General features: G+C 59.0%; 9 protein-coding genes and 1 tRNA gene. 5 read left to right on the forward strand and 5 right to left on the reverse strand.

Annotation, left to right across the window (positions count from 1 at the left end; translation table 11 throughout):
- Positions 1 to 56: 56 nt before the first annotated feature.
- The 4 genes from PH547_RS00275 to PH547_RS00290 form a co-directional block, all read right to left on the reverse strand.
- Positions 57 to 3,860 carry a vitamin B12-dependent ribonucleotide reductase gene (locus PH547_RS00275; RefSeq protein ID WP_104822882.1) on the reverse strand — a complete coding sequence of 1,268 codons (3,804 nt, stop codon included), beginning with the start codon at positions 3,858 to 3,860 and terminating at the stop codon, positions 57 to 59.
- 768 nt (positions 3,861 to 4,628) lie between these two features.
- On the reverse strand, positions 4,629 to 5,126 hold the full coding sequence (gpt, locus tag PH547_RS00280) for a xanthine phosphoribosyltransferase (RefSeq protein ID WP_104822883.1): 498 nt from the start codon (positions 5,124 to 5,126) through the stop codon (positions 4,629 to 4,631).
- Between the two features lie 291 nt (positions 5,127 to 5,417).
- On the reverse strand, positions 5,418 to 6,260 hold the full coding sequence (locus PH547_RS00285; RefSeq protein WP_104822884.1) for a universal stress protein: 843 nt from the start codon (positions 6,258 to 6,260) through the stop codon (positions 5,418 to 5,420).
- 116 nt (positions 6,261 to 6,376) lie between these two features.
- Positions 6,377 to 7,150, reverse strand: a complete 774-nt coding sequence (locus PH547_RS00290) for a competence/damage-inducible protein A (protein WP_260303849.1) — start codon at positions 7,148 to 7,150, stop codon at positions 6,377 to 6,379.
- Between the two features lie 242 nt (positions 7,151 to 7,392).
- On the opposite strand from PH547_RS00290, the gene wrbA reads away from it, so the two are divergent.
- Positions 7,393 to 7,992: an NAD(P)H:quinone oxidoreductase type IV gene (wrbA, locus tag PH547_RS00295; RefSeq protein ID WP_285167090.1), complete on the forward strand. Its 600-nt coding sequence runs from the start codon at positions 7,393 to 7,395 to the stop codon at positions 7,990 to 7,992.
- Positions 7,993 to 8,073: 81 nt separating this feature from the next.
- Here the strand turns inward: wrbA and PH547_RS00300 are convergent.
- Positions 8,074 to 8,159: transfer RNA gene (locus PH547_RS00300), tRNA-Leu, on the reverse strand.
- A gap of 282 nt (positions 8,160 to 8,441) precedes the next feature.
- Between PH547_RS00300 and PH547_RS00305 the strand changes: the two genes are divergently transcribed.
- The 4 genes from PH547_RS00305 to PH547_RS00320 all read left to right on the forward strand — a co-directional run bounded on the left by PH547_RS00305 (position 8,442) and on the right by PH547_RS00320 (position 13,213).
- A complete protein-coding gene (locus PH547_RS00305; protein WP_285167091.1) occupies positions 8,442 to 8,948 on the forward strand; it encodes a hypothetical protein in 507 nt (168 codons plus the stop codon).
- A 383-nt stretch (positions 8,949 to 9,331) separates the two neighbouring features.
- Positions 9,332 to 10,582, forward strand: coding sequence for a threonine ammonia-lyase (gene ilvA, locus PH547_RS00310; RefSeq protein ID WP_104822890.1), 1,251 nt, complete (start codon positions 9,332 to 9,334; stop codon positions 10,580 to 10,582).
- 37 nt (positions 10,583 to 10,619) lie between these two features.
- On the forward strand, positions 10,620 to 10,958 hold the full coding sequence (locus tag PH547_RS00315) for an HlyU family transcriptional regulator (RefSeq protein WP_285167092.1): 339 nt from the start codon (positions 10,620 to 10,622) through the stop codon (positions 10,956 to 10,958).
- A 248-nt stretch (positions 10,959 to 11,206) separates the two neighbouring features.
- Positions 11,207 to 13,213: an ABC transporter ATP-binding protein/permease gene (locus PH547_RS00320; protein ID WP_104822893.1), complete on the forward strand. Its 2,007-nt coding sequence runs from the start codon at positions 11,207 to 11,209 to the stop codon at positions 13,211 to 13,213.
- The last annotated feature ends 38 nt before the right edge of the window (positions 13,214 to 13,251 follow it).

Consider the following 13,251-nt stretch of genomic DNA (forward strand, 5'->3'; position numbering starts at 1 on the left):
GCGAGAGCTTCGGGGCTTTCCAATGTCTACAGTTTCAATCGCGGTCAGGCGAATGCTTAGCTGCACCCGCTCGTCGCGCCGCACGTGTCGCACTTCTCGCAAGTTCCATTCCGAACCATCGTGAAGTTCTGGCATTCCGTGCACATGTTGCCGGTGTAGCCCTGCATGATGGAGCGGGCGCGGCGTTCGGATTCCAGTTTCTTGGCGTCCGACTTCGCCGTTGCCGCCTCATCCGCTGCCTTGTCGGTGAAGAGGGCAGTGGAGGCTTCTTCGTTTGCCAGTTCCTCTACGATCTCTTCAGCCAGTTCCTTGGCGCGTTCCTCGTAATCGCGCTTGAAGGCGACGACTTCCGAGGTGGAGACGGCGCTGGTCGGTTCGAGCTTGCGCGCGGTATTGCCAGCGATGGAGGTGATCGTCGCGCCAGAGGAGGCGCGGGCAGGGGCTGCCGTCGACGAACCCTTGACCTCGGCTGCCTGGCGCTCACCCGATGTCGGCACCAGCGTCGGCTTGTAGCCGCGGGTCAGGCCCTTGGAGACGACATCGGCCTTGCCTTCCGACACGCCGCGTCCGAGCGCCGTGTTGTTGAAGTCCGACGTATCGACGTGGGCGAGATCGTGACGGCCGAGATAGGAGATGGCGAGTTCACGGAACACGTAGTCGAGGATCGACGTGGCGTTCTTGATCGCGTCGTTGCCGGTGACGATGCCGGCCGGCTCGAACTTGGTGAAGGTGAAGGCATCGACATACTCCTCGAGCGGCACGCCATATTGCAGGCCGAGCGAGACGGAGATGGCGAAGTTGTTGATGAAGGCGCGCAGCGCCGAACCTTCCTTGTTCATGTCAAGGAAGATTTCGCCGAGACGACCGTCGTCATATTCGCCGGTGCGCAGGAAGATGGTGTGTCCGCCGATCTTGGCCTTCTGGGTGTAGCCCTTGCGGCGACCGGGAAGCTTTTCCTGGCTGCGGACAACCTTTTCGATGACGCGTTCGATGATCTTTTCGGTGACGGTGACGGCCTGGGCGGCAGCCGGGGCCTGCAGCAGTTCTTCCACTGCATCCTCATCGCCCTCGTCGTCGATCAGCGAGGCGTTCAGCGGTTGGCTGAGCTTGGAGCCGTCGCGATAAAGAGCATTCGCCTTCAGGCCGAGCTTCCAGGAGAGCATGTAGGCGTTCTTGCAATCCTCGACGGTTGCTTCGTTCGCCATGTTGATCGTCTTGGAAATGGCGCCCGAGATGAAGGGCTGGGCGGCGGCCATCATGCGGATGTGGCTTTCGACCGAAAGGTAACGCTTACCGATCTTGCCGCAGGGATTGGCGCAATCGAAGACGGCGAGGTGCTCGTTCTTCAGGAACGGCGCGCCTTCCAGCGTCATCGCGCCGCAGACATGGATGTTGGCTGCCTCGATGTCCTTCTTGGAGAAGCCGAGATGGTCGAGCAGGTTGAAGCTGATGTCGGTCAGTTGCTCGTCGGAAACCTTCAGCGTGCCCTTCAGGAAGTCGGCGCCGAGCGTCCACTGGTTGAAGACGAACTTGATATCGAAGGCGCTCTTAAGCGCGGCGTTGACGGCCTCCACCTTCTCATTGGTGAAGCCCTTGGCCTTCAGCGTCGAAGGATTGATGGCCGGCGCCTGGTTCAGGTTGCCGTGGCCGACGGCATAGGCCTCGATCTCGGCGATCTGGCTTTCGGAGTAGCCGAGCGCACGCAGCGCTTCCGGAACGGCGCGGTTGATGATCTTGAAGTAGCCGCCGCCGGCGAGCTTCTTGAACTTCACCAGCGCGAAATCAGGCTCGATGCCGGTCGTGTCGCAATCCATGACGAGGCCGATCGTGCCGGTCGGCGCGATGACGGTGGCCTGGGCATTACGGTAGCCATGCTGTTCACCGAGGCTCAGGGCCTTGTCCCAGGCAGCCTTCGCATGGGCAACGAGATCCTGGTCCGGATTTTCGGCGTGGATCAGCGCCACCGGATTGACCGACAGGCCCTCATAGCCCGAGGTCTCGCCATAAGCGGCGCGGCGGTGGTTGCGGATGACGCGCAGCATATGCTCGCGGTTCGGCTTGAACATCGGGAAGGTCCCGAGTTCGGAAGCCATTTCGGCCGAGGTCGCATAGGCGATACCGGTCATGATCGCGGTCAGCGAGCCGGCGATTGCGCGGGCTTCATCCGAGTCATAGGGAATGCCGGACGACATCAGCAGGCCGCCGATATTGGCATAGCCGAGGCCGAGGGTACGGTATTCGTAGGAGAGTTCGGCAATGCGGCGCGACGGGAACTGCGCCATCATGACCGAGATTTCGAGGACGACGGTCCAGAGGCGTACGGCATGCTCATAGTCGCCGATGTTGATGCGCTTCGTCGCCGCATCCTTGAAGGTCATCAGGTTCAGCGAAGCGAGGTTGCAGGCCGTGTCGTCGAGGAACATGTACTCCGAGCACGGATTGGACGCACGGATCGGGCCAGCGGCCGGGCTGGTGTGCCAGTCGTTCATCGTCGTGTTGAAGTGCAGGCCCGGATCGGCCGATGCCCAGGCGGCATAGGAGATGGATTCCCACAGCTCGCGCGCCTTTACCGTCTTGACGACCTTGCCGTCCTTGCGGGCGGTCAGATGCCAATCGGCGTCGTTCTCGACGGCGCGCAGGAAGTCGTCCTTGATCGAGACCGAATTGTTGGAGTTCTGGCCGGAAACGGTGAGATAGGCTTCCGAATCCCAGTCCGTGTCATAGGTCTTGAACTCAAGGTCCTTGTAGCCCTGGCGAGCGAACTGGATGACGCGCTGGACGTAGTTTTCCGGAACCTGATCCTTCTTGGCGGCGCGGATTTCGCGCTTCAGGGCAGGGTTTTTGGCCGGATCGAAGCAATCGTCATTGTCGCCTTCGCAATTGACGGCAGCCTTCATGATCGCCTTCAGGTGCTTGGCGACGATCTTCGAACCGGTGACGAGGGCAGCAACCTTCTGCTCTTCCTTGACCTTCCAGTTGATGTATTCCTCGATATCCGGATGGTCGATGTCGACGACGACCATCTTGGCGGCGCGGCGGGTCGTGCCGCCCGACTTGATGGCGCCGGCAGCACGGTCGCCGATCTTCAGGAAGCTCATCAGGCCGGAGGAGCGACCACCGCCGGAGAGCTTTTCGCCTTCGCCGCGCAGCAGCGAGAAGTTGGAGCCGGTGCCGGAGCCATACTTGAAGAGACGCGCTTCACGAACCCAGAGGTCCATGATGCCGCCTTCGTTGACGAGATCGTCCTCGACCGACTGGATGAAGCAGGCATGCGGCTGCGGATGTTCGTAGGCCGACTTGGACTTGGTGATCTTGCCGGTGAAAGGGTCGACATAGAAATGGCCCTGGCCGGGGCCGTCGATGCCATAGGCCCAGTGCATGCCCGTGTTGAACCATTGCGGCGAATTCGGTGCGACGCGCTGGGTGGCGAGCATATAGGCGAGTTCGTCGCGGAATGCCGATGCATCCTCTTCGGAGGAGAAATAGCCGCCCTTCCAGCCCCAATAGGTCCAGGTGCCGGCGAGGCGGTCGAAGACCTGGCGCGCATCGGTTTCGGAGCCGGTCTGGCTTTCCTTCGGCAGATCCTTCAGCGCCGCATCATCGGCCACGGAGCGCCACAGGAAGGAAGGAACGTCGTTTTCCTCGACCTTCTTCAGTTTGGCGGGCACGCCGGCCTTGCGGAAATATTTCTGCGCCAGAATGTCGGCGGCGACCTGCGAGAACTGCGCCGGCACGTCGATGTTTTCGAGGCGGAACACGATCGAACCGTCAGGGTTCTTGATCTCGCTCGTCGCCTTGCGGAATTCGATCTCCGCATAAGGTGACTGGCCGGCCTTCGTAAATCGACGTTCGATGCGCATGATCCCTTACCTCAATTCGTTGGCGCCCGTCCTCGAAACGAAGGCGCAAAATTCCTGATCCGGCTTCGCGGTTTCAGCGCGCAGCCAGTGTTCAATCCGCTTCCTGACAGGAGGTGTCATCCGGAGATGTCTTTCCCGTATCTTGTGGTGATGGTGGCTGCAAACACTAAATATAGTATTAACAGCTTATTGCCGCCAGTCCCCGCATGTCTTTTTTTGGCAGCACCGATCTCGGCACAAAAGGCCTCCCTGGCGCCATCGATCATGATGATCGCCGTGAATCCAAATCCGATTTCGAGTTAAGGACCAGCCCCCGTTATTCCGTCCGGTCCAGTCGCCGCCGCAACGTCATTCATTAACTTTGAAAGACCCGATTCCGTCAAGGGGTGGTTTGCGACGGATTTTTAACCACAATATCTTGTGGGCTTGCCTGTGGAAATTGGGGAAACGCCAGGAGTCCCAAAGATTCAAGCGCTTGGCGGAAATTGTTCGTTCTCCGCGCGACCGCTTATGAGCCGAATACCACCGACGGCGGAATTAAAAGCGACAATATTGTGACCGTGGCCTTGAAACCATTGGCAGAGGGGCAAAAGCATGCAGCAACCCCTTATGATTCGCGCCGAAGCCCTTGAATCCCACGTAATCCTGGTATCTCGATAACCACTAAATATAGTGGGCGCTAACGCGCCCACATCTATTGCTGATGCCTATGTCCGATTTTGGCACACCGCACAGAATCACAACTGATTCGGGTGAGTCTCGTAACGGTCAGCCGCGATGACCCTTGGCGATCGGCTCCTGATAGGTGAAACCCATATCCCAGGGGAAATAGATCCAGGTGTCCTGGCTAACTTCGGTGATGAAGGTGTCGATGGTCGGCACGCCCTTCGGCTTGGCATAGACACAGGCGAAATGCGCATTTGGCAGCATGGTGCGCACTTCCACAGCCGTTTTGCCGGTGTCGGTCAGGTCGTCGATCACCAGCACGCCTTCGCCGCCATTGGTGGTGAGTTCCGGCGCGATACCCTTGAGCAGGTTCATTTCGCCCTGGCTGGAATAATCATGGTAGGAGGCGATACAGACGGTCTCGATCAGGCGGATATTCAGTTCGCGCGAGATGATGGCAGCGGGAACGAGGCCGCCGCGGGTGATGCAGACGATCGCCTTGAACTCGCGATTGAGTCCGGCAAGTCGCCAGGCAAGGGCGCGGGCATCGCGATGGAACTGATCCCAGGATACGGGAAAGGCTTTATCGGGCAGGGACATGGCTCTAAGGCTCCGGGAGGCAGAGGATAACAACGCACCGGCGCTGCCGGCGACCCTGAGCAGACCCCGCGACGGGCGCGGACCAAGGACCAAATCCTGAAACGCGATTCGCTGGCTCTCCGATCGAAGATGATCCCACCCAAACCATTTTGGACTTTAGGGATCACGCTCCGTGGACCGCGCGAATGGGTTCCCTGGCGGGAATTCTCTCATCGGTCGCTGCTTTCTGCTGGATTTGCGCTCAAAAGGCAAGAGCGCCGCTGCACCGCACATCCGGCAGGCTTATGGGCATCAGCGCGCAAGCAGCGTCATCGCCGTCATCGATTGCAGCAGCGTCCGCGTCGTGCCGCCGAAAATCAACTGCCAGAGCCAGGAATGTGTATAGGCACCCATGACGAGCAGATCGATGCTATCGTCGGCGAGGCGATTTTCGATGACCTGCGATGGCGTCTTGCCGCCGCAAGTCGCTGTTTCCAATCTGGCGCGAATGCCATGGCGGACAAGCGTGGCCGTAATCTCCACGCCGGTCTCCTTCGGCGAATGCGTCGAGCTGTCAGAGGTGTCGACGGAAAAAACCTCGACGGAATCGGCAGTCCGCAGGAACGGCAGGGCGTCGAAGGTCGCACGGGCGGCTTCCTTCGATCCGTTCCAGGCAATCAGCACGCGATGGATCGGCTTCGGCTCGGTAAAGATGTAGGGAATGAGCAGCACGGGACGGCCGCTTTCGAACAGGAAGCTTTCGACATCGACATGCGAGTCCGAAGATTTGGCCGGATCGGGCTGCACGGCGATCAGCAGATCGGCGCTACGCGCACTTTCCATCAGCGGCTCCGAACCATAGCCGACGGTGCTTGCAAAGTTGCGCCATTCATAGGCAAGTCCTTCGCGCTCCATTTTCGCGCGGAACAGCCGCTCGATCTCCACGGCTTGGCTGTGCGCCATGTCCTGCAGAGCCTGCACGGCGACCGGATCGGGGATCTCCATCGGCGCCACCAGCGGCACGGCCGAGACGATTTCCGCATGCAGACCCACGATATGCGCGCCATGCTCCTGAGCGAACGCGGCGGCGAAATCGACCGCCACCCGCGTATTGTCGGGGGTATCGAGTATGACCAGGATGGTTTTATAGGGCATGACGTGATCTCCCATGAGGAAAGGTCCTTATCGCTCCATTATATCAGTGTTCCGTCCGATAATAATGCGCTGATATGACCGCGGTTCCCCAACGGGTTAAAAGCATTTGCTGAATGTCATGCCTCAGCAGACTGATTTTCCTTTGCTTTTGCCTGTCTGATCATTTCGATCATGGCGCGCACCTCGGCCGCGACAGTTTCAACCAATTCGGCCGAGCGGCCCCGCACGACGATCTCAGTCGAGAAGGATTGGCCGACATAGCGCGGGTAGGATCCGATGCTGGTATCAGGATGAGCTTTCTGGATGGCGCCGAGCGGCGTGCCGATCTCGCCTTCGCCGTAAGGGCAAGAAATCGCCGTCGAAAGCATGCGGGTGCCGGTGCGCAGCGTCGGGACGACGTTGTCGAGCATCGCCTGAAAGACCTGCGGCACGCCGGCCATGACGTAGACATTGCCGATGTTGAAGCCCGGCGCGGTCGAAACCGGATTGGCAATATGTTTGGAGCCGACCGGCATGCGCGCCATCCGCTGGCGGGCCTCGGTGAATTCCATCTCGCGCCGCGCATACATCTCCGCCATCAGCCGCATCGCTTCGGCCTCATGTTCGCAGGCCACGCCGAAAGCCTTTGCAATGGCATCGGCGGTGATGTCGTCATGCGTCGGGCCGATCCCGCCGGAGGTGAAGACGTAATCATATTGCCCGCGCAACGCGTTCAGTGCGGAGACGATGGCGTCTTCGTCGTCGGCGACAATACGGACTTCCTTCAGATCGATGCCGGACAGCAGCATGACATCGGCGAGATGGCCGATATTCTTGTCTTTCGTCCGGCCCGAGAGCAGTTCGTCGCCGATAGCCAGCATGGCGGCGGTGACAATGGTTTCATTGGTCATGGAAATATCCGTGGAATTGCGCAGTAACGCGTTCGAAAAAACGTTTGAAATAGGTAGCGCCGTTTGCGGCGAATGCAAACTGACGTTTTCGTTTGCTTGGCGACGGTCGAAAAAGCAACCGCAAGTGAAATTTCGTCTTCATCGGGTGAACAGTGCGTTCCAGTTGCTGGGGCTGCGCCTTCGTTTTAGCGCTGATAGAAATCAGCCCGAAAATCAACGCGTCCAACAACTAGGAGACGTTCATGGCTAAGGTTCTGGTTCTCTATTATTCCTCCTATGGTCACATCGAGAAGATGGCCTATGCCGTCGCCGAAGGCGCAAAGTCCGCCGGCGCCGACGTAACCGTCAAGCGCGTACCGGAACTGGTGCCGGAAGAGGTGGCCAGGGCTTCCTACTTCAAGCTCAATCAGGAAGCTCCCATCGCATCGCCGGAAGAACTGGCCAACTACGACGCCATCATCGTCGGCTCCGGCACCCGCTTCGGCACGGTGACGTCGCAAATGCGCAATTTCTGGGACCAGACCGGCAGCCTGTGGTTCGGCGGCAAGCTCGTCGGAAAGGTCGGCTCGGTGTTCACCTCTTCGGCGACCCAGCACGGCGGCCAGGAATCCACCATCCTCGGCTTCATCCCGACCCTGCTGCACCACGGCATGGCCGTCGTCGGCCTTCCCTATGCTTTTCAGGGCCAGATGGGCACGGAAGAAGTCAAGGGCGGCTCGCCCTACGGCGCTTCCACGATCACCAATGGCGACGGCTCCCGCCAGCCTTCGGAAATCGAACTGGAAGCCGCAAAGTACCAGGGCGCCCACGTCGCCAAGATCGCGGCCAAACTCGTCGCCTGATTTGATTTTCGACATTGCATGGAAACGAGGCGCGGCGAGAGCTGCGCCTTTTTTCGTCGGGGCCTATTGGAATTTGGCCTTTGGTGCGGACGACGGGGGTCGAACCCGTATAGCCTAAGGCCGAGGGATTTTAAGTCCCTTGCGTCTACCAATTTCGCCACGTCCGCGTGCTCTTCCCCTTCAAGCACTTGAGCGATTCAGTCAAGGGAATGTTTTCAACGGACTGACACGACCTGTTTTGGCTTGGGAGGACCGAAAAGACTGATGAGGAACAACGTGAGGTTCGCGGAGTATTCACCGGACCTCAGCAGTCCCAGACGTGGATCAGTATTCGGTAGATCCAAGGTTGGAGAAGAAGGCAAACCTTCTTTTCCAACCACAGAGGATTTTTGACCGGGCGGGGGTAAGTTGCTAAAGAATACACCTAAACTACCTCTGCGGGGAAAGTGATGGCCGTTGTACACATTAGCATGGATACTAAGAAATCAGCGGCGGGGGCGTTGCTCCCTCAAGATATTGAGCTGAATATTCTGGCGTTAGAGCTTTTTTATTACGCCTGCGAGGCGAGCCATAACCTTCAAATTTCATATATGGACGATATCGGGACTTCAGTCGTCATTGATCAGATAACGTACTCCAATCCTTACGGTTTTTGGGCTTTCCTTAAGAGCATCCCAGTAGATGTTGCAAGGAAAGTGCTTGATCGCACGTTGTATTTCCGGCCGGAATTCGCAAAGCGCGCCGCAGAAGCCGGTAAAGCCAGACAAACTGAGATTTCAGCAAAGCTAGACAACATCCGAAAGGCGAATAAGCTTCGGGATGAACTACTTAAATCTGGCGGTGATGCAGACGCAATCACCAAACTGCTTGCAAAAATACTCTTTGATCAAGACGCTGAGCTTGAAGTGCATGACGCAAGCCGAAGGAAAGAGCCACCCAACCTTCCATATCTCTAGGTTCGCATGGCCCTGACTCGGCTCGGCGCCCTCTGAGAAGGCCCATGAGCGCATGTCGATTTGTGCGAACGAAGGCTGGTCCCACAAGCGAAGCCCGCCGGCACCGGGGAAACCGGATTGGAGCGGGCCTCTGACCATCATCATGATGGCTGGCTTGCATTGGAGGCGGGCCTTTGCTTCCTGTCAATTCGAAGATTTTGCGTTGCGACCGGATGTAACACGGTGGCGCGAAATGTAGCAGTTGCGCGTTGGATGGTCGTAGCCGTCGATTTGTGGTGTCGCAATGTCGCTTGGGCAGGTCGGAAAGGGCAACAAAGAGGCTTTCTTTACTCATCTTTCCTGTGTCATAGCGAAGGTGGATTGAACAGGAACGGACCAAGACCGTGGACAAGCAGGATGTTCTCGACGCCACCGAGGCCATGCGTGGCCTTTTTTCCGCAACGCCGCTGCAACTGAACGAGCATCTTTCCGCTCGCTACGGTGCGGAGATCTGGCTAAAGCGCGAGGATCTGACGCCGGTGCGCTCCTACAAGATCCGCGGCGCCTTCAATTTCTTCCGTAAGGTGATTGCCGAAGGTGGTACCGGCAAGACATTCGTCTGCGCTTCGGCCGGCAATCATGCGCAGGGTTTTGCCTTCGTTTGCCGCCATTTCGGAGTGCCGGGCGTGGTCTACATGCCGGTGACGACGCCGCAGCAGAAGATCGACAAGACCCGTATGTTCGGCGGTGAATTCATCACCATCAAGCTGTTCGGCGATTTCTTCGACCAGTGCTACCAGGCGGCGCGCGAGCATGTGCAGCAAATTGACGGCGTCATGGTGCCGCCGTTCGATCATGCCGATATCATCGAGGGGCAGGCGACGGTTGGTGCCGAAATCGCCGAGCAATTGCCGGAGGGCGTCTTGCCCGACCGCATCGTGCTGCCCGTCGGCGGCGGTGGATTGGCGGCTGGTATCACCGGCTTTTTTGCCGATCGCCTCGCCAAGGACGCATTCGTCTTTGCCGAGCCGGCGGGAGCACCGAGCCTCAGGCGCAGCATGGAGGCGGGGCAGGTGGTGACGCTGGCGAAGGTCGACAATTTCGTCGACGGCGCAGCGGTCGGTCGCATCGGTGATCTCAATTTCGCGGCCCTGAGAAGTTTTGCGCCGGAGCAGGTCATGCTGATTGCGGAAAATGCCATCTGCGTGACGATCACCGATATGCTGAATGTCGAAGGCGTCGTGCTGGAGCCGGCTGGCGCGCTGGCGATCACCGCGCTTGAGCAAATGGACCGTGAGAGCATCCGCGGCAAGACGATCGTTGCGGTCGTCTCCGGCGGCAATTTCGATTTCGAGCGCCTGCCCGATGTCAAGGAGCGCGCCATGCGCCATGCCGGGCTGAAGAAATACTTCATCTTGCGGCTGGCTCAGCGCCCCGGCGCGCTGCGCGATTTCCTCAATTTGCTCGGTCCGGACGACGATATCGCCCGCTTCGAATATCTGAAGAAGAGCGCCCGCAATTTCGGCTCCATCCTGATCGGCATCGAGACCAAGCATCCCGACAATTTCAAGCAACTGGTCGAGAATTTCGAGCGTGCCGGCATGGGCTATCAGGACATCACCGAGAACGACATTCTGGCGAACCTGATTATTTAACTTTGCCACCCCACGTCCTTCATGCTAAAGGCGATTCATGGCTTCGATCTTGTCGAATATTTTCTCGATCTTCACCGGCGGCGCTTCGACGACGAACGCCGAAAAGACCGGCGGTCCCTCCGTCACCGCGGAGCCGCAGGAGCACAACGGCTGCACGATCTATGCGACGCCGCAGCGCGAAGGCAATCAGTTCCGCCTGATGGGCCGGATTGAGAAGGAAGTGAACGGCGAGGTGCTGGTGCGCAATTTCATCCGCGCCGATGTTTTCACCTCGTCGGACGATGCGCTTGAATCGACCTTCCGCAAGGCGCAGCAGATCATCGACCAAAACGGCCCCTCTCTGTTCGGCGACGGCGAAAAGGTTCGTCAGGTCTGAGTTCAGGAACTGGCTCGAACGACATAGGCCGGATGGCCTAGCCTATCGGAAATGCGGAACTAAAGCAGATATTGATGTCGAACCGCTTGCAGCACAGACACTGCGGGCGGTTTTTCCATTCGACTGACGGCATTCTCAAGCGTTCGAGTGGCGACGGACTGATTTTCTCGACAAGCCCCCCCGCGACCGCCATTCGTCTTCGACACCGGCACCATGAAACCTTTCGATTTTTAAGCCGTTGTTGCGCTATGACCGACGCTAAAATCAATCCGAAATCGGTCGACGGCACTCAACCGCACGGTGCCGAGAAGTCGCGCCAAGGGGAGGGATCGACCGTCGAGGTCGCGCCGCCGCCAGATGTGATCGAACCAGATCCAGAGCTCACGCCTGAGGAGGCCGAGCAGGCGCGCAAGCGGTATTTGCTGAGGCGCTTCTGGATCAGCGCGCGTGGCTACTGGGGTCGCGGCGGCGACCGGCTCTCTTGGCCGTGCACGATCGTGCTATTGGCCCTGATCGGCATGAATGTCGGCTTCCAGTATGGAATTAATATCTGGAATCGCGCAATTTTCGACGCCATAGAGCAACGCAATGCCAGCACCGTCTATTTTTTGAGCGCCGTATTCCTGCCACTCGCGTTGGGAAGCATGACCCTCGTCGTTACGCAAGTCTTCCTTCGGATGGCGATTCAGCGCCGCTGGCGTTCCTGGCTGACGACCGCAGTCATCGCGCGCTGGCTCGCAAACGGCCGCTACTATCAGCTGAACCTCATCGGCGGCGACCACAAGAACCCCGAAGCGCGCATTTCGGAGGACTTGCGGATTGCTACCGAATCCCCCGTCGATTTCATTGCCGGCGTCATTTCCGCATTTCTGTCGGCCTCGACCTTCATTGTGGTGCTTTGGACGATCGGCGGTGCCCTGACCCTGACGATCGCCGCTACGACGGTCACTATTCCCGGCTTTCTCGTCGTCACCGCGGTCCTCTACGCCGCGATCACGTCCAGCTCTATGGCGATCATCGGCCGCCATTTCGTCCACGTTTCCGAGGTCAAAAATCAGGCGGAAGCCGAATTTCGCTACACGCTGACACATGTGCGGGAAAACGGCGAGAGCATCGCATTACTCGGCGGTGAGGAGGAGGAGCGTAGCGACCTCGACAAGACCTTCGCCAATGTGCTCGGGCAATGGGCGCTCCTTGCCCGCCAGCACATGCGTACGACGCTTGTGTCGCAGGGGTCGAGCCTGTTTGCGCCCGTCGTGCCGATTTTGCTTTGCGCTCCAAAGTTTCTTGAAGGCAGCATGACCCTTGGGCAGGTCATGCAGGCTGCCTCTGCCTTCGCCATTGTTCAGAGCGCGTTCGGATGGCTGGTCGACAACTACCCCCGTCTCGCCGATTGGAACGCCTGCGCACGGCGCGTCGCTTCGCTGATGGTGTCGCTTGACGGGCTCGAGCGCGCGGAGCAGAGCGACGCTTTGGGACGCATCAAGCACGGCGAAACTGAGGGCGATGCGATGGTCAGCCTGAACGATCTCTCCGTGTCGCTTGACGACGGCACCGCCGTGGTCAAGGAAACACAGGTCGTGATCGAACCGGGCGAGCGGGTGCTGGTGGCCGGAGAATCCGGCTCAGGCAAGAGCACGCTGGTGCGGGCCATCGCAGGTCTCTGGCCGTGGGGTGACGGCAGCGTCGATTTCCACGCCGACAGGCGGCTGTTCATGTTGCCGCAGCGGCCTTACATCCCTTCCGGGACACTTCGCCGCGCCGTTGCCTATCCCAGCGCCGCCGATAGCTGGACGCTGGATGAGATCAAGGCGGCCCTCGACAAGGTGGGACTCGATTATCTGAACGAGAAGATCGAGGAAGAAGCGCCATGGGACCAGACGTTGTCGGGCGGCGAAAAGCAGCGGCTCGCCTTTGCGCGTCTCCTGCTGCACAATCCCGATATCATCGTGCTGGATGAAGCAACGTCAGCACTCGATGAGAAGAGTCAGGACAAGATGATGGAGACGGTGATCAAGGAATTGCCGAAGGTCACCATCATCAGCGTGGCGCACCGCGCCGAGCTGGAAGTCTTCCATAGCCGCAAGATCACGTTGGAGCGGCGCGAGGGCGGCGCAAAGCTTGTGAGTGATATCGATCTTGTCCAGCGGGCAAGAAGACCGAATGTGCTTTTGCGCCTTTTGGAGAACCCGCGCTCCCTCCCGAAAGGCAAAGCGACTTCAAGCAAAACGGCGCCGTCTTCGAATAAAAATTGAAGTCCGCCCGGTTGGGGGTTCCAAAGGCTTGGGCGAGG

Source organism: Rhizobium cerradonense, from assembly GCF_030182455.1.
Lineage (GTDB): Bacteria > Pseudomonadota > Alphaproteobacteria > Rhizobiales > Rhizobiaceae > Rhizobium.